This is a genomic window from Micromonospora sp. CMU55-4, assembly GCF_011602315.1.
In the GTDB taxonomy this organism is placed as follows: domain Bacteria; phylum Actinomycetota; class Actinomycetes; order Mycobacteriales; family Micromonosporaceae; genus Micromonospora; species Micromonospora chalcea.
This window is the reverse complement of sequence record NZ_JAAOLH010000011.1, coordinates 129,833-145,641: the sequence shown is the minus strand read 5'-3', so window position 1 is coordinate 145,641 and position 15,809 is coordinate 129,833. Positions and strand designations below refer to the sequence as shown.

Here is a 15,809-nt window from a genome sequence, read left to right as displayed (position 1 = left end):
ACCGGGGCACCACCCTCCGGTCGCCCAGCTGTCCCTGCTCGGCATGATTGGTGCATGCGCTTACTGGTGCTCGGCGGAACCTGGTTCGTAGGCCACGCGATCGTAAGGGCCGCCCTCGATGCTGGATGGGAGGTGACCACCTTCAACCGGGGGACATCGAGCACCCCCTTGGAGGCTGTCCGGCCAATCCAGGGGGATCGAACCCGCCCGCGGGATATCGCCGCTCTCGCCGCTTTCGGCAACTGGGACGCGGTGGTTGACACGTCGGGCTACGTGCCGAGGAACACCCTCGACGTCGCCCGCATGCTTGCGCCTGTCGTTGGCCGCTACGTCTTCATGTCGACGCTCAGCGTGTACCAGGGCTGGCCGGTCAAGCCGCTGAGCGAGCAATCCGAGCTGCTCTACTGCCCGCCGGACGCCGGACCGGACTACGGCACCGACATGGAGGACGGACCGACCCGCTACGCCTACCAGAAGGCCGGCTGCGAGGCTGCGGCAGCCGTCGCGTTCGGGGCTGAGCGGACCACGATCCTGCGGCCCGGCGTTGTCTACGTGGCGCTGCTGGCCACGCCGATCCTGCGGCACTTCACCCGCTCCCTGACCCCGTTCGCGCTGATCGACGCGACCATGCCCTCATCCGGCAAGACGATCCTCACCGCCGGGCCGGGGATGCTCTACGGGCAGCGGGTCATGAACTGGGCCTACGCCGACGAGGAACTGCGCAAGTCCATCACTGCCGTGTTCGCCGAGCAGGTCGGCGTGGTCATCTGGGACAACCTCGCCGAGGGCACCGTCATCGACTCCGCCGTGCTCGCCCAACTCGTCACCAACGGCGTGTGGTCCGACCGACAGTTGGGCGCGTCGCGCAACATCGCCACCGTCAACGACCGGCTGTGGATGGCCACCGGCAACAACCTGCAAGTCGGCGGCGACATGGCGAGCCGCACCGTGCGCGTGCACCTCGACCCGGACATGCCCCGCCCCGAACTGCGCGACCAAACCGGATTCGGCATCCCGCACCTCGACCAATGGATCACCGTCCCCGCCAATCAACTCACCGTCCTGTGGCACCTCCTGGTGCTGGTGCTCGACTGGACGCGGCAGGGAGCGCCGAAGGTCAAGGGCCTGTCGATGCGGCAGTTCACCCCCTGGGCGCAAGCCCTCGGCGGATTCCTCGCACACCATGGCATCGACGGGTTCCTCACCAACGCCGCCGAAGTACGGGAGATCGATGAAGACGAAACGCGCTGGCGCGCGTTCCTCACCACCTGGCATGAGCGCCACGCCGGTCGACCTATGACCGCCGCCGACCTCCGCCGCGACGCCGAACCCCTGCACCTCGGCAGCGACGCCCACGACCCGTGGGACGGCCAGTTCATCACCACCGCCGCCGGCCGCCTACCCAACCCGCTGCAACTCGGCCGACTCCTCACCGGACAGGCCGGACGCTGGCGCGGCGATCACGTCATCCGGGCAGGCCGCAACGAGCGCGGCGACCGGGCCATGTTCTGGGTCGAACGCCACAAGGACTGAAACCCGCTGAACCATCTCCGCATCTCCGCAACGCCGCACCCACCCTCCACCACCAGGGAAAACACCCTGCGGAGATCAGACCATCAGGAGCCATCGATCTCCGCATCTCCGCAACCTCTCTGCGGAGATGAACCCCGATTGCGGAGATGACCGGTCAACAGCACTCCGCATCTCCGCAAGCATTCGCCCAGCTCACAGCCATGTTTGCGGAGATGCGGAGATGCGGAGATGGTTCAGCCGCTCCCGCAAGGAACGCCGACCACCGCGACTGGCCGCGTAGTCCGGCCCGCTGAGCCTGAGCCGCCTCCCCCGCTCCAAGCCCTAAGAGATGTCGCGCTTGCCGCGCCCGCGCATGGTTGATCACTTGGGGGTAACGGAGGTACCCGCCGGTTGACCCGCTCCCCGGAAATGCGCAACCTATGGGCCTACATTTTCCCGGTTCGGTGTAACCTCGTCGGTAGCAACATGGATGAGGTTGACGAGACCTGATCCGAAAACACGACTGCCCCCGTCCGAGTGGAGACCCGGGGTCGGGGGCAGCGCGTGGTGCGGCTTGATCCGTTAGGTCAGCTTGCCGACGATGTCGATCGCGGAGTTCACGATCGCCGCCGCCGAAGCGAGCCCTTGCAGGATTGAGACAGTCACCCGAACCGTTCGCTGCCGGCTGGCACCGGCAGCGGCGGGCGGGGTGTCGGTCGAGTCTTTACGCTCGGCCGAGTCTCCATCCTCCATGTCACATCACCTCCCTCCTTCAATGTGTCGATGGCTGTAGCCGTGTTGGCGAAAGACCATCGACACATCAACCGAGGGCGGTGCGAGCACCGTCGATGAGAATAAACGTTCGCTACGACGCAGCCCGACCACACCGCTCGCGTCGGTGAGTCGTCGAGGTTCGCACCTCCGTGGCTGATCCGGTAGACACGTCCTATGGGGATCAACGAGTGGTGGCGTGAGGATCCGGCCGAGCGCTTTTGGATGGAGATCACTGACCGCAGTGACCTCGGTGCCGACCTTCATGCCCCGCAGGTTGACGACGCCGGACGCGAGTACTGGTCCTACGCTCTGGTCACCGCTGTTCAGCCGGGAGATCTGATCCTTCATTGGCACAAGTCGCTCCTCGGCGCCCCCGGAATCGTCGGGTATTCGACAGCTGCCGAAGGGCCGGAGGAAGACGAGATCGTCTGGGCATCTCAAGGCAGCTACGGCAGAGGCCGCCCACTTGCAGGCCCCGAGCCCTCGTGGCGGTACGCCCTGACCGGCTATACCGCGCTGGCGCGTCCGGTCACTCAAGATGCCTTTCGAGGCGTGGAGGGTAAGCTCCGAAAGGTCAAGGAGAAGCTGAAGGCACACCACCGGGGAAGCCTCTACTTCCCGTTCGCCTTCTCCGACAAGCGTCCGGTGCGAGCAGCACAGGGCTACTTGGTGAAGCTGCCGGCCGCGGTGGTTGCGGCGGTCCCGGACCTTAGGCAGATCCCTCGGGCAGAGCGCCGTCAAGTCCCGAGGCAGCGCCCGGCGCCATCCGAGCTCGCCGTCGCAGCCCGGGAGCGACGGGGTGCCGGGTACCTGCGTGACGAGGTGGTTCGATTGGCCATCGAGCGCCACGCCGTCGACTGGGTGCTGAGGCACTACAGCGCCCAGGGCTACGACGTGAAGGATGTTGGTGGCACCAAGTCGTACGACGTGCATGCCACTGCTGGGCAGCGCGAGCTTCACGTCGAGGTCAAGGGATCGTCCGGCGATGCTGACGCCGTAGAGCTCACATTCAACGAAGTTGAGCATGCCGCAGCGGCCGATACCCATCTCGTCGTCGTAGACCTCATCGACTGGCGACGGTTGCCGGACGGCACCGTCGAGACATCCGGTGGCCGCGTGCGGGTGTGGGAGTCGTGGACGCCCGCCGAGGCCTCCTTGAAGCCAACGCGCTACCGGTACCAGCTCCCGAAGTCGGGCGCTCGGCGCTACAGCGGGTAGTCATCCGGAGGCCGCCTGACGCAACCTAGTGGGACTGAGCGTGGGGCTGCGCGTGGTGCGAAATGCAGGCAACCAGAGTTCATTCAGTCGACCAAAGCCGCATCAGATGCAGCCAAAGCGCTCTGTAGATACCTCAGTCGCACCCATAGAGGCCACTTCTAATCCCAAGGCCGCAGGTTCGAATCCTGCCGGGCGCACCATCCCCACCGCAGGCCAGATCGTCAGCGGGCTACAGGTTGTTGATCCGGGCCAGCAGCTCCGCCTCGGTCAGGTTCTCCAGGACCTCGTCCTGCTTGCGGCCCAGGACCGCCAGCAGCTTCTCCTTCTCCAGCTTCTTGGCCGCCGCCGCCTTCGCCGCCTGGTCCTCGGCGAGGCGGACGGCGATGACGTGCTTGACGACCTCCAACTTGGTTTCCAGGGTCGCCTTGGCCGGATTGGCCTCGGTGGCCACGAACGACTCGGTGTCGACGGCCTTCAGTTCAGCGTTGACCGCCTTGGCCACGTCGTCGAGGCTGAAGCCGGACTTGGCGGTCAGCGGAAGCTCCCACAACTGCTCCGTGGTCAGCAGTCCCTTCGCCGACGGATAGCGGAACTTCTCCCGCGTGGCCTTCTCAAAAATGGTCACGACGATCTCTCTCCGTTTTCTGGGTAGGGGATCAGAACTGGATGCTGAGGAGGCGGCGCCGGCCGCCGGTCATGGTCACCTTGGCGACCAAAGAGTTACGGATCGTGGAGCTGAAGCCGAGGCCGGAAAGCTGATCCGGAGAGGGCTCGCACTTGGTGCGGTCGCCGAGAACCTCGAACACCTTGCGATGCAGTTGCAGGTCGGCGCGGAGGAACTCGTTGTAGATCCCCCGCGTCGGCTGGTCGTTCACGCACCCCTTCAGGATGAAGAAGTAGTGCCGGTTGCCGACCTCGTTGTCGTCGAAGTAGTTCGGCGAGTACATGACGGTGGACACCGGTACGAACTGTTCGGTGGTGATCCCCCACAGCTCCTTGCCCGCACTGCCTCGCTGCACGTCCTTGCCCGGCCGGAAAGCGGTGATCACGCCACCGGTGACCGTCATCCGGCCGACCTCGACGGTCTCCTTGTGGCCGACCGCGCGCTCGTGGCGGTAATGCTCGATCTTCCCGTTGCTCTCGGTCTCGATCACGAAGCCGACCTGGGCGCTGTCCCGCTTGCGGTACTGGTTCACCTCGATCCGGTACTCACCGTCGGGGACGTGGTCGGTCCAGGTGACGTTCTCCACCGGCTCGCGGGAGAGCGGCCCGCTCGCGTTCATGTCGACGTCCAGCTTGTCGCGCTTCTCCTGGTACCAGATGTGGTCGCCGTTTGGTTCGAACACGTGCAGGTCGAGGTCGTCGTGGTTGAACCAGGACAGGCTCACCCGCAGCTTGCCGGTGACGTTGCCGCCGGCCCGCTTGACCTTCTCCCGGATCGAGTCGGCGACGTTGCCGCCGTACGACCAGGCGAAGTCGTTGTCCCACTTGAACAAACGCGGAGCAGCCGGGTGCCGGCCGGTCGTGAGACTGACGAAGTGCGGCTCGTGGGTGTTGGCGACCCACAGGTCGATGGAGCTGGCGCCGGGCAGGATGTCCTTCAGGAAGGAGACCACGGGGACCTCCTCCGGCTTCGCGTCACGAAGGCGCGCACCTGTCGACGTCGTGGTGGCCGCCTGCATGAGCAGCCCTTCGATGCCGTCCTTCATCTGCGGCTGGGTGTCGTTGTCGACCCACAGCACGTTGTTGACCGACACGTCGGACAGCCGGGCGAACCGTCGCTGCAACGACTCCTCGATGCCCAACTCGTCGATGGTCTTCATGGCAGCCTTGACCATGGCCGGGGTGATCAGCGCCGTGGGGCGCTGGTAGTTCTGCGGCGCCACCTTCGTCTCGAACGACCGGACCGCCTGCTCCAGGTCGACGCCGGCGGAGAGAGCCTGGACGAGGGTGCCGATCACCGTGTTGCGCAAGCGTGCCGCCGGGTTCATGGCGTTGGCGAAGACGAAGGCCCGTCCGTCGGTCGCCTTCGTCCACCGGTTCTGCAGCGACCGGAACTCGGTCACCGCCCGACGATGCTCCGTGCCGCGGTAGAGGGCGTTGTCGTCGATGAGGTCGACGACGGTGTCCAGAGCGTGCGGGGTCAGCTCGGCCAGGCCCCGCTGGAAGACCTGCACCGCGGCGTTGAAGTCGCTCTGTGCCGCGCCGACGTCTTCGACACGATGCCGCTTCTCCACCCGGCCGTGCAGGTGGTGCCACACCTCGACCTGGCCGTCGCGCAGCGATCGGGTGGTCTTCGTGCCGTACTGCGCCTGACTGGACCGGAAGACGGTGGCCAACGGCAGCGAAAGGACGAACTCGTCCAGAGCGGCGGCGACGACGGAGAAGACCGGGTCGGAGGCCGAGACCCCGGACCAGAGGGTACGGACCCGCCCGTCGTGGATCTCGACGACGTTGCCGAAGTGCTTGATGAAACGGCGGCAGGTCGAGCAGTCGTACTCGGATCGCTCACGGAACCGCGGATTGGTGCCGGCGGGGAAGGATTCGAGGAAGGTGAGCCAGAGTGAGTCCCGGTCGAGGCCGTCGCCGACGAGGTACAACTCACCTTTGGACATGGTGGACAGACGTGAAGTCACATCCGTCACGAACTGCTGGAAATCGCCCACCGTTCATCCCCCTTGATCGCCGGAGATCCTACGGAGCGAAACGCCAATCGGAGAACCGCGTTTCCGGCCTTCCGCACGGTCACGAGACGAGTTCCAAGGACGTGTTTCAGCGCGGTGCGCTCCGCGTCGCCGGCCCTAGCCCTGCTCGTCAGCGCCGAGGTCCAGCATGAACGGGGAGCCGGGGCGCTCGGGCTGCCAGCCCCGCTCAAGCCCTTGCCGGATGGCACTTGCGACCAGCGAAGGGAGCACCGGAGAGGCCACGGCATTCATCCAGTTGTCCGGTCGCGGTGACGCGAGTCGGACGACGAGGGTGGCGCAGCCGGCCAGGTCCGACCGCTCAACGGCGAAGCTCAACGGTGACCAGGTCAGACCCTGGCTGTACGTCGGCTTCCGGCGGACGAGCCAGCAGTAGCGGTTGCTGTCGACGACGATGGGCCGACTGCCCCGCTTGTTCAGTGCCACTGATCCTCCAGCCGGGCAACCAGCGCGGCGATCAGGTCGGGGTGCTGGTCGGTGACGAGATGGCCGGCGGCGGGAACGATGTCGGCGTCCACATGGATCCGCTGTCGTGCTCCTGCGCGCAGTCGTTCCGGGGGCAGGAACACGTCGTGGTGTCCGCTCGCGACCACGACCGGCATCGTGTGAGCGGCCGCCGGTACGAGGTCGTCGGAACTCACCGGACGGGCGTGCCGGGCGACCAGCGTCATCCATTCCACCAGTTCGGCGCGGGGCTCCTGGCCGGGAGCAGACAGGATGCGTAGCAGTCGACGGCTCGAATCAGCTCGTGGCCGCACCAGCCAGGCCAGGAACGCCAGCAGGACACGGGGTGTGATCCGGAGCCGGCACAACCCGCCTGGAGACACGGCGACCTTTCCCCGAATCCGCGGATGATCCGCGGCGAGCGTGACAGCGCCGCCGAACGAATGCCCGAGCACCACGACCGGCCCGGCGGTGGTCTTCTCGATGACCTCTCCCAGCCATGAGCCGTACCACGTGAGCCGGCCACCGGCGGTGCCCGCTTCGTCGGAGCTCAGCCCTGGCTGGCCTGGAAGGTCGGCGGCGACCACCATGCAGTCAACTGTTCCTCGCACCACCGGCGGATCCTGTCCCGGCCCGCAGCGGTTCGATAGATCGAGGTCACCCGCTGCATCCTGCATCAGGGTGATCGGAAGCGCCACGACACCCTCCGGGTCACCGTCAAGGCGCTGCAACCGGTCGGCGATGTGGCGCCTCCGCGAACGCGGCCACGACCGGCACGTACCGCCAGGCCCGGTCAGGCCGCCAGCGCCGCCAGGGCGCGGTCCATCGCGGCGTTGAACTCCTCCGGCGTCAGCGTCAGCCGGGACTTGACGTCCCGGCTCCACTGGTCGGCGAGAACCTCGGCGGCGCCCGCCTCGACGCCGTCGAGCGCCGCGTCGGCCAGATCGGACGGCGCGATCTTGTCGACGGGCCAGCCGGCTGACATGTCGGTGTCGGCCAGGCCGAGGTGCACCGCCGTCACGAGCGTGCCCTGGTCGGCGAGTTCCAGGCGTACGCCGTTGGTCATGGCCCAGGCGGCGGCCTTGGTCAGGTGGTACGCGCCGGCGCCCCTGGTCCCGAACCACGACATGGCGGAGAGCACGTTCACGATCGCGCCTCCGCCGTTGCGGGCGAGGGCCGGCGCGAACGCGCGGATCATCGTCAGGTGGCCGAGCACGTTGGTCTCCACCTCGTGTCGTACCGCCTCCAGCGAACCGGTCACCAGGTCGGTTCCGGTCTGGATGCCGGCGTTGTTGACGAGCAGCGTGACGTCCGGGGCGGCAGCGGCGACGGCCCGTACGGATGCGGGGCTGGTGATGTCGAGCGGCAGCGCCTCGACGCCGGGCAGGTCGACGGTCTCCGGCCGGCGGGCGGTCGCGTAGACCTTGCGGGCGCCGCGTTCGAGCAGGCGCTGGGCGAAGGCGCGGCCCAGGCCGCGGTTGGCGCCGGTGACGAGGGCTACCGAGTCGTTGATGTCCATGCCCGGTACGCTAAAACCTGACGTTGACGTCAGAGGCAAGTGTTGATCGCCGAAACCGGGGTGAGAGGAGCCACATGCCCGAGCCGCTGATCCGCATCGGTGAGGTGGCACGCGGCGCCGGTGTCTCGGTACGGGCCGTGCGCTACTACGAGGAGCAGGGCCTTCTCGTCCCCAGGCGCAGCCCGTCCGGCCAGCGCCTCTACCGGCCGGACACCGTCACGCTGGTGCGCTTCATCCAGCAGATGTACGCGGCGGGCCTGACCAGCAGCCGGATCGCCGAACTCCTGCCGTGCTGGGACTCCGGGCACACCGACCCCGGGCAGCGGGCCATGCTGCGCGCCGAGCGCGAGCGCATCCAGGCCAAGGTCGACGATCTCCGGGCCGCCCTGGACCGCCTCGACGAGGTCATCGCGATCACCGATTCGCACCCGTAGGCGCGATCGCCCGCGCAGGCCCGACGACAGACGCAAGGCGGAGAGTGGCACAGGAATCCTGGTCGCGTCGACCCGCCGGTTTCGTCGGTGGTGTCGGGCATGATCGCGTGCGCCGCCGCACGACGGCGGTCGACGAGCGGGATCACCGGGAGGCAGCGTGGGCGCATCGGGATGGACCTACTTCGTGGCGTACCAGCCGGATGCCCAGGCCGCCCTTGACGAACTGCGCCGGCAGGTCTTCGAGACCGGCGACTACTGGTGGGCGGCGCCGGGCGGGTTCGGTGCGTCCGCCGCCGACTTTCCGGACCGTCCCCGCAGCGAGGAGGAACTGTGGGCGGACGAGCGGGTACAGGAGTCCGGCACCCACTCCATCCTGGACATGTCGCGGGTGCTGACCGACGGCGAGGAGCCCGGCTTCGGGACGTTCCAGCGGGTGACCGAGGCCGAAGCGCTCGCACGTGTGGGCGTCGCCAGGCCGACCCGCGCGCACGTCGAGGCGCTCGCGCCGCTGGCCGAGCAGCGCTGGTTCGGCCGGTACGCCGTGCTGCACGACGAGGCGGGCGTCCCGAGCGAGATCTACTTCTGGGGGTTCTCCGGGGACTAGCGTGCCCGGCCGGCGAGCAGCCACCGCCGGACGGGCACCTCCAGCAGCACCCGTTCACTGTCCGGTGTGACCGGCTGCCGGATGTCCCAGCCGCCGTACTTCTCGGCGAACGCCGCCACGATCGCGGGCGGGAAGCCGGCACGGTGCAGTCGGGCGACGCCCTCCGCGACGACCGGGTGGACGCCGTCCTCCAGGGCGAGCGAGACGCGGGGGTCGGCCGCCACGTTGCGGGCCTTGACGCTGCGGCCCTCGCAGCCGATCCACCAGACGCCGTCGGCGTACACGAACCACACCGGCGTCATGTGCGGTGAGCCGTCCCGGCGCAGCGTGCAGAGCCAGACGTTGCGTTCGCGGGCGAGCCGGTCCTCGACGGCCGGGGGAACCGGTGCGGTGGGAGATGGGGCCATGCGACAAGTGGATCAGGTGCGCGCGGAGGAGCGCCACCGGCTCACTCGCAGATCCGCCACTCCCCGTCCTCCTTGACCATGGGGAACGACTGCGTCACGTTGGTCCCGACCGCCGGGGTGAACCGGATGGTCGTCGACCCGCTCACCCGGCCGTTGTTGTTCGACACGTTGAGCCCGGTGATCTCGTAGCCGGTGAACTCCGGCTGGGAGGACTGCTGCCGGGTGAAGTCCGCCTCGCTGACCCGGTCGCGTACCCGGGAGCAGAGCTGCCGGTACGCGGCGGGATAGTCGCGGTCGACGATCGCCTCGGCGTAGGTCTGCGCTGTGGAGCGCGCCGGCCCGGTGGCTTCCTGCACGACCCGGAAGAGGAAGAAGCCGCCGAGCACACCGCCGGAGCAACAGATCGCCAGCACCACGCCGAGCACGATGAACAGGGTTCGCTTGGACTTCTTCGGCGGCACCATGGCCGGCTGGTATGCCATACCCGGCAGGGTAGGAGACGCCGGCAACCGTAAACCGGAGGCCGCGGCTCCGCTTCTCGGCGGGGCGCTGAGCCTCGGCTGCTTTACGCCGGAGCGAAACTCGTCAAGCACCAAGGGTGACCAGTACCCACAAACCGTGTTATTCTCCGGCGTCAATCTATGCCGCGCGGACCCGGCCGGGTCGCTGCCGGAAGGACATCCCCCCGATGCCGGTCGCTGCCGCCACGTCTCTGCCCGGGTCCACCCAGGCCCGGCCGGCGGCTGAGGCGTTCACGCTGATCTTCACGACGCTTCCCGCGCTACTGCGACTCACCTGCGGTCTGGTCGGCGCGGTGGTCGCGCTGTCGGTGCGGACGCCGCCGGTGCGGGTGGCGCTGCTGATCCCCGCTGTCGTCGTCCTCACCGTCTGGTCGGTCTGGTACGCCTGGCGGGCGTTCCGGCACGGCATCGACGGGCCGCTGGTGGCCGGCGACGTCGCGCTCACCACCGCCGCCGCGCTCGCCGTCCCGTGGCTGGTCGCGCCGGAGGTGCTGCCGGGCGAGGCGAGCTGGATCGCGGTGCTGGCCAGCTCGACGGTGATCAACACGCAGGCCACCGCGCCGGCCCGCTGGTCGGTGCCGGCCGGGCTGCTGGTCACCGCCGCGTACGTCACCGGCACCACGCTGGCCGGCAACCCGGTCGAGGCGCGGGCGCACGCCGGGACGCTGCTGGTGCAGACCGGAAGCGCGGCGGTGATGACAGCGGTGATGCGCCGCCGGATCGCCCGCGCCGACGCCGCGTTCGCCGACTACCAGCGGCTGTCCCACGAGGCGGTGGTCGCGCGCGCCGCCCGCGAGGACGAACGGCGGCAGAACCGCGACCTGCACGACACCGTGCTGGGCACGCTCACCATGGTCGGCCTCGGCGCGGTACCCGACTCGGCGACGTTGCGCGAGCGGTGCGCGCACGATCTGCGTACCCTGACCGCCCTGGCGGGCGCGCGGTCCGCGACCGCGGCCGGCGAGGCCGACCTGGACGAACGGCTGCGCCAGGTGCTCGCCGGAACGCCCGGGCCGGCGGTGACCGCGACGCTCGCGCCCTGCCGGCTGCCGGCGGAGGTCGCCACGGCGCTCGCCGACAGCGCCGCCGCCGCGCTCGCGAACGTGGCGCGGCACGCACCCGGCGCGACCGCGTCGCTGCGTCTGGCCCGCGAGGGCGGCGCCGTCGTGGTCGAGGTGGTCGACGACGGTCCGGGCTTCGACCCCGCCACGGTCCCGGCCCACCGGTACGGGCTGCGCGAGTCGATCCACGGGCGGATGACCACTGTGGGTGGACGCGCGCTGGTGACCTCCGCCCCTGGCGCGGGCACCCGGATTCGGCTGGAGTGGTCCGATGGCGACTGAGTCGGGTGCGGCGGTGGCCGCCGACTCCGTGCTGCGTCCCCTTCCCCGGCCGCGGGTGGCGACGCGCCCCGGACCGGCCACCGCACCGCCGGAGGCGCACGCGGTGGCCGACGCCTCCGACGGGGGCGCGCGGATCGCCGCCATCGTCATCGCGGCGGCCTGGCACCTGGCGATCGCGCTGCCGGCCGTGTTGCGGGCGGGACCGGGAATGGCCTTCCCCGCCGTGGTGGCGGTGGGCTGGCTGGTGACCGCGCTGATCGGGGTCTGGGCCGGCGTACTACTGCTGCGCGGCGAACTGCCCCCGGCCCGGAGCCTGGCCGCGGCGCTGCTGGTGGTCGACGCGGCGGTCGTCGCGGGCGCCGGCGAGCGCTTCCTGTTCAGCACCGCCAACTGGGTGTGGGGCGGTCTGGCGTGGTTCTTCCTGCTGGCGCTCTGGCGGCGGCCGGTGCGCTGGCTGCTGGTCATGCTCGCCGCGCACGGCGCGATCGCGGTGACCGCGGTGGTGCTGTACGGCGCGACCGCGTCGGCCGATCTGAGCCGGGCCACGATGTACGTTTACGGCACCTCCACCCTGCCGGTGGCGGTCTTCGTCGGCGCGGCGGCGCTCACCGCGCAGGCCCGGGCCCGGGCCGCCACCGCGGCGGCGGCGCTGGCCGTGGCGGCGGAGCGGGAGGCGGCCGAGCGGGCCCGCACCGAGCGCCAGGAACGGCTCGCTCTGGTCAGCGGCACCGCCGAGGAGGTGCTGGCCGAGCTGGCGGCGGGCGACGCCGACCCGGCCGACCCGGCGGTGCGGCGGCGGGCGGTGCTGGCCGCGGCCCGGCTGCGCCGGCTCATCGCCGAGTCCGACGACGTGCCCGACGCGCTGCTGCACGAGCTGCGCGCGGCGGCCGACCTGGCCGAACGCAACGGGCTGCCGATCGACCTGGTGGCGGTCGGCACGCCACCGGAGCTGCCGGTGGAGATCCGGCGCGGGCTGGCCGACCCGCTCACGGCAGGGCTCGCCGCGGCCGAGGGCTGGGCGCGGCTGACAGTGGTCGCGGGACCGGACGAGGTGGTGGTCAGCCTGGTGACACCGGACCACGACGGCCCGGACGAGACGACGACCGGTGGGGGCGGACCGGTGGAACACCTGCACGAGCGGGACGGGGAGATCAGATGGACGCAGACCCGCTGGCGGCGGACGTGAACGCCGGGTGGCCGATCGGGGTGGCGATCGTGGACGACCATCCGGTGGTGATCGACGGGGTGCGGGCCTGGCTGGCCGGCGAGCCGCGGTTGCGGGTGGTGGCCACCGGCGACGACCCGGACGAGGTGCTGCGGGCCGCGCCCGACGCCGAGGTGGTGCTGCTCGACCTGCGCCTGCACGGCCGGATGGTGCTGGACAAGCTGGCCGAGCTGAGCGCGGCCGGGCGCCGGGTGGTGGTCTACTCCGAGCACAGCGACCCGCCGACCATGCTGGCCGCGCTGGACGCGGGCGCGGTGGCGTTCCTGGCCAAGCACGAGGGACGCGAGCACTGTGTGGGCACCGTGCTGGCGGCGGCGCAGGACCGGCCGTACGTGCCGCCCGCGCTGGCCGGCGCGATGGTCGGCGACGCCCGGCCGGATCGTCCGGCCCTGTCGGACAAGGAGCGCGAGGCGCTGCTGTTGTGGTTCCAGTCGATGTCGAAGGCGTCGGTGGCGCGCCGGATGCAGATCAGCGAGCACACAGTGAAGCAGTACGTCGACCGAGCGCGGATCAAGTACACCCGAGCGGGGCGTCCGGCTGCCACGAAGGCGGCCCTGCTCGCCCGCGCGATCGAGGACGGACTCGTCCGACCGGAAGATATCGGCATCTACCGGTCGCAGGCGTCGGCCGACCGGCCGACCCCCTAACAGGTGTCATGACAATCACCCTACGAATCCGGCAGGCTCCCTGATACCGCCAACCGTCACCGGGAGGTCGTACCGTGCCGGAGGACGCCGCACCCTTCTTCGTCGGACCGCATCGGTTCGACGCCGACGCCGACCCCACCCGTCCCGTGCTGGACCGGCGTTACGCGCTGGTGCCCGAGCCGGGTGAGCGCATACTCGGGCATCAGTTGCTGCGGGTCGCCGGTCACCTGCTGGGCCCCACCGAGGACGTCCGCTGCTGGGCGCTGCCCGCGCCGGCGACGATCACCGTGACCGACCGCCGGCTGGCGTACGTCTGCAGCGGTTCCGAGTTGTCAGTGGTCCCCGGGCAGGACAGCCGGACGGGTGCCCGGCACCGGCGCCCGGTCCGGCTGTCCCGCCTGGTCAGCGGTCAGATCCGCTGGCAGTGGCCGTCCCGGCTGGAACTGGTCGATCACGGCGGCGGCACAGCCGAGCTGCGCGTGGTCTGCGACGCGCTGCGCACCATCCGGCAGCCGGCGCTGGCACTGACCGGCCCGGTCGGGCCGGTCGCCGGGCTGGCCCGGCAGGTCCGCCGCGCGGTGGCCGGATACCGCCTGGCCAACCCCGATCTGGTCGACCTCTCACCGCCGGAGCGGGACGTGCTCGCCACCCGGGTCGCCGCCTCCCCCGGCCCGATGCTCGGCACGGTGACGCTGCCGGGCTCGCTGCCGGTGGAGTTCCTGTCCCGCGACGACTACTACCGTCCGCCGGTGGCCGAGGCGTCGCCGTGGGCGCTGTCCGACGTCCCGGCCCGCGACCAGCCCGGTTCCGCCTGCTGACCCTCCCCCGAGCGCGCATCCTCTGCGGCATGGAGGTGCATCCTTGCGCGGTGCGGCTGTCCTCAGTCGGCGGAACAGGTGAGCGTTCTCGGCGGCCCTTTCCTCGTATGTGCGTGGTGGGCGGCCGAAGATCTCGGCAACGGAGGGGCGTTGCGTGAGACTCCACTCGCTCAGTTCGGCCGGGCGCGCACCGCACTCCTGGAGGGCACACCACCAGATGAGACGAACGTACTACGTCATGGGATCTGTGTAGATCTTGGTACGAAAGGGCCCTCATGGGGGCCTTTTCGTACCAAGATCTACCGAGCCGAGCCGAGCCGAGCCGAGCCGAGCCGAGCCGAGCTGCGGACCGCGGGGGTCAGGAGGCGCTGCGGGTGCGGCGCTCGGAGCGGTCCAGTTCGACCGCCTCCTCCGGCGTGGGCGCGCTGCCGCCCAGGTGGGCCGGCTGCCACCAGGTGTCGTCCGGGCCGGACGGCTGGTCCGGGTACTCCCGCTGGGCCCGGTCGACGAGCGCCGACAGCCGGGTACGCAGGTCGGCGGTCATGACTGTGGCGTCCGGGTAGGCGGCCGGGTCCATCGGATCGCCGACGATGATGGTGATCGGCGTGTGCCGGCGGGTGAGCGTGCGCGGGCGGCCCTTGGTCCACAGGCGCTGGGTGCCCCAGAGCGCGACCGGCAGCAGCGGCACGCCGGCTTCCTGCGACATCCGGGCCGCGCCGTTCTTGAGGTCCTTGACGACGAAGGAGCGGCTGATCGTCGCCTCCGGGAAGACGCCGACCACCTCGCCGCGGCGCAGCGCGCTCACCGCGGCGGCGTACGAGCCGGCGCCGGCGGCCCGGTTGACCGGGATGTGCTTCATGCCGCGCATGAGCGGCCCGGAGACGCGGTGCCGGAAGACGCTGTCCTTGGCCATGAAGCGGACCAGCCGCTTGGCCGGGTGCGCGCCGTAGCCGCAGAAGATGAAGTCGAGGTAGCTCACGTGGTTGGATGCGAGCACGGCGCCGCCGGTGGGCGGCACGTGCTCGCTGCCGGACACGTCGAGGCGCAGGTCGAGGAGCCGGAACATCGTCTTCGCGGCGGTGATCACGGGTGGGTACACGAGTTCCGACATGGCGAAACTTTACCCCGGGTAGGTTACGCGACCGTAGGGCCGACTGCCCTCGGCAGACCGGACCCGCGTACCGGGGGCGGTGTCCGCCGCGTTCCTGGACAACGTCCTGCCCGCCGTCGCGGGCGACTAGGTTCGAGGCATGCCCGACCTCGCCGCGATCGTCATCCACTGCCGCGACCCGTACCTGCTCGCGCCGTTCTGGAGCGCGGTCACCGGGCTGCCGGTGGTCGAGGAGGACCGGGTGAAGCTCGCCGAGGGCACGCTCGCCCCGGCCGAGGCGGTGCTGCTGCGCGACCCGCACGGCCGGCGGCCGGACCTGTGGATCAGCCCCGCCGCCGAGCTGCCCGCGCCCGGCCGGATCCACCTCGACCTGGTCGGCGACGCCGAGGAGCGGGCCGCCGTGCTGGAGGCGGGCGCGACAGTGGTACGCGAGCTGCCGCGCTGGACCGTGCTGGCCGACCCGGAGGGCAACGAGTTCTGCCTGCTGCCGCCGGACGAGGCGCACACCGCGCGTCCGCCCGGGCACTGAC

At 70.2% G+C, this 15,809-nt stretch carries 18 protein-coding genes; 9 read left to right on the top strand and 9 right to left on the bottom strand.

The annotated features are described in order from the left end of the window. Nucleotides 1-54 precede the first annotated feature (54 nt). Complete coding sequence (locus tag HA073_RS20085) at nt 55-1,533, top strand: NAD-dependent epimerase/dehydratase family protein (protein WP_223201333.1); 1,479 nt, start codon at nt 55-57, stop codon at nt 1,531-1,533. Between the two features lie 561 nt (nt 1,534-2,094). Here HA073_RS20085 and HA073_RS20080 read toward each other — a convergent pair. After that, nucleotides 2,095-2,265 (bottom strand): hypothetical protein, encoded by a 171-nt coding sequence (locus HA073_RS20080; protein ID WP_157560794.1) that lies wholly within the window; start codon nt 2,263-2,265, stop codon nt 2,095-2,097. A gap of 195 nt (nt 2,266-2,460) precedes the next feature. Between HA073_RS20080 and HA073_RS20075 the strand changes: the two genes are divergently transcribed. After that, the gene (locus HA073_RS20075; RefSeq protein ID WP_051611383.1) at nt 2,461-3,504 is read left to right on the top strand and encodes a protein NO VEIN domain-containing protein; all 1,044 of its coding nucleotides are present in this window, start codon (nt 2,461-2,463) and stop codon (nt 3,502-3,504) included. A gap of 229 nt (nt 3,505-3,733) precedes the next feature. On the opposite strand, the gene HA073_RS20070 is transcribed toward HA073_RS20075, so the two are convergent. From HA073_RS20070 to HA073_RS20050, 5 genes are all read right to left on the bottom strand, one after another. Next, entirely contained in the window at nt 3,734-4,129 is a 396-nt protein-coding gene (locus tag HA073_RS20070; protein ID WP_166457047.1) for a hypothetical protein, read from the bottom strand. Between the two features lie 31 nt (nt 4,130-4,160). Further along, the gene (locus HA073_RS20065; RefSeq protein WP_166457046.1) at nt 4,161-6,170 is read right to left on the bottom strand and encodes a hypothetical protein; all 2,010 of its coding nucleotides are present in this window, start codon (nt 6,168-6,170) and stop codon (nt 4,161-4,163) included. Nucleotides 6,171-6,305: 135 nt separating this feature from the next. Then, entirely contained in the window at nt 6,306-6,632 is a 327-nt protein-coding gene (locus HA073_RS20060) for a hypothetical protein (protein WP_166457045.1), read from the bottom strand. Further along, a complete protein-coding gene (locus tag HA073_RS20055) occupies nt 6,623-7,348 on the bottom strand; it encodes an alpha/beta fold hydrolase (RefSeq protein ID WP_166457044.1) in 726 nt (241 codons plus the stop codon). The genes HA073_RS20060 and HA073_RS20055 overlap by 10 nt, the downstream gene beginning before the upstream one ends. 95 nt (nt 7,349-7,443) lie before the next feature. Further along, entirely contained in the window at nt 7,444-8,169 is a 726-nt protein-coding gene (locus tag HA073_RS20050) for an SDR family oxidoreductase (protein ID WP_113974659.1), read from the bottom strand. Nucleotides 8,170-8,243: 74 nt separating this feature from the next. Here HA073_RS20050 and HA073_RS20045 point away from each other — a divergent pair, with 74 nt between their 5' ends. Beyond that, nucleotides 8,244-8,603: a MerR family transcriptional regulator gene (locus HA073_RS20045; RefSeq protein WP_166457043.1), complete on the top strand. Its 360-nt coding sequence runs from the start codon at nt 8,244-8,246 to the stop codon at nt 8,601-8,603. A gap of 157 nt (nt 8,604-8,760) precedes the next feature. After that, nucleotides 8,761-9,207, top strand: a complete 447-nt coding sequence (locus tag HA073_RS20040) for a hypothetical protein (RefSeq protein ID WP_166457042.1) — start codon at nt 8,761-8,763, stop codon at nt 9,205-9,207. Here the strand turns inward: HA073_RS20040 and HA073_RS20035 are convergent. Beyond that, nucleotides 9,204-9,614: a TIGR03618 family F420-dependent PPOX class oxidoreductase gene (locus HA073_RS20035; protein WP_064448672.1), complete on the bottom strand. Its 411-nt coding sequence runs from the start codon at nt 9,612-9,614 to the stop codon at nt 9,204-9,206. The genes HA073_RS20040 and HA073_RS20035 overlap by 4 nt on opposite strands. 41 nt (nt 9,615-9,655) lie before the next feature. After that, complete coding sequence (locus HA073_RS20030) at nt 9,656-10,096, bottom strand: hypothetical protein (protein WP_166457041.1); 441 nt, start codon at nt 10,094-10,096, stop codon at nt 9,656-9,658. Between the two features lie 206 nt (nt 10,097-10,302). On the opposite strand from HA073_RS20030, the gene HA073_RS20025 reads away from it, so the two are divergent. From HA073_RS20025 to HA073_RS20010, 4 genes are all read left to right on the top strand, one after another. After that, nucleotides 10,303-11,478 carry an ATP-binding protein gene (locus HA073_RS20025; RefSeq protein WP_166457040.1) on the top strand — a complete coding sequence of 392 codons (1,176 nt, stop codon included), beginning with the start codon at nt 10,303-10,305 and terminating at the stop codon, nt 11,476-11,478. Beyond that, nucleotides 11,468-12,664, top strand: a complete 1,197-nt coding sequence (locus tag HA073_RS20020) for a hypothetical protein (RefSeq protein WP_166457039.1) — start codon at nt 11,468-11,470, stop codon at nt 12,662-12,664. Before HA073_RS20025 ends, HA073_RS20020 begins: the two co-directional genes overlap by 11 nt. Then, entirely contained in the window at nt 12,634-13,350 is a 717-nt protein-coding gene (locus tag HA073_RS20015) for a response regulator transcription factor (protein ID WP_043328844.1), read from the top strand. Before HA073_RS20020 ends, HA073_RS20015 begins: the two co-directional genes overlap by 31 nt. A 74-nt stretch (nt 13,351-13,424) precedes the next feature. Continuing rightward, on the top strand, nt 13,425-14,168 hold the full coding sequence (locus tag HA073_RS20010) for a hypothetical protein (protein WP_166457038.1): 744 nt from the start codon (nt 13,425-13,427) through the stop codon (nt 14,166-14,168). 358 nt (nt 14,169-14,526) lie between these two features. Here HA073_RS20010 and HA073_RS20005 read toward each other — a convergent pair whose 3' ends face one another. Continuing rightward, the gene (locus tag HA073_RS20005) at nt 14,527-15,279 is read right to left on the bottom strand and encodes a 1-acyl-sn-glycerol-3-phosphate acyltransferase (RefSeq protein ID WP_030502236.1); all 753 of its coding nucleotides are present in this window, start codon (nt 15,277-15,279) and stop codon (nt 14,527-14,529) included. A 139-nt stretch (nt 15,280-15,418) separates the two neighbouring features. Here HA073_RS20005 and HA073_RS20000 point away from each other — a divergent pair, with 139 nt between their 5' ends. Further along, nucleotides 15,419-15,808, top strand: a complete 390-nt coding sequence (locus tag HA073_RS20000; protein ID WP_043328838.1) for a VOC family protein — start codon at nt 15,419-15,421, stop codon at nt 15,806-15,808. Nucleotide 15,809 lies beyond the last annotated feature (1 nt).

Coding starts and splice junctions, on each gene's coding strand:
- HA073_RS20085 (WP_223201333.1), top strand. CDS start 55: ATGCGCTTACTGGTGCTCGGCGGAACCTGGTTCGTAGGCCACGCGATC.
- HA073_RS20080 (WP_157560794.1), bottom strand. CDS start 2,265: ATGGAGGATGGAGACTCGGCCGAGCGTAAAGACTCGACCGACACCCCG.
- HA073_RS20075 (WP_051611383.1), top strand. CDS start 2,461: ATGGGGATCAACGAGTGGTGGCGTGAGGATCCGGCCGAGCGCTTTTGG.
- HA073_RS20050 (WP_113974659.1), bottom strand. CDS start 8,169: ATGGACATCAACGACTCGGTAGCCCTCGTCACCGGCGCCAACCGCGGC.
- HA073_RS20045 (WP_166457043.1), top strand. CDS start 8,244: ATGCCCGAGCCGCTGATCCGCATCGGTGAGGTGGCACGCGGCGCCGGT.
- HA073_RS20035 (WP_064448672.1), bottom strand. CDS start 9,614: ATGGCCCCATCTCCCACCGCACCGGTTCCCCCGGCCGTCGAGGACCGG.
- HA073_RS20030 (WP_166457041.1), bottom strand. CDS start 10,096: ATGGCATACCAGCCGGCCATGGTGCCGCCGAAGAAGTCCAAGCGAACC.
- HA073_RS20025 (WP_166457040.1), top strand. CDS start 10,303: ATGCCGGTCGCTGCCGCCACGTCTCTGCCCGGGTCCACCCAGGCCCGG.
- HA073_RS20020 (WP_166457039.1), top strand. CDS start 11,468: ATGGCGACTGAGTCGGGTGCGGCGGTGGCCGCCGACTCCGTGCTGCGT.
- HA073_RS20015 (WP_043328844.1), top strand. CDS start 12,634: ATGGACGCAGACCCGCTGGCGGCGGACGTGAACGCCGGGTGGCCGATC.
- HA073_RS20005 (WP_030502236.1), bottom strand. CDS start 15,279: ATGTCGGAACTCGTGTACCCACCCGTGATCACCGCCGCGAAGACGATG.
- HA073_RS20000 (WP_043328838.1), top strand. CDS start 15,419: ATGCCCGACCTCGCCGCGATCGTCATCCACTGCCGCGACCCGTACCTG.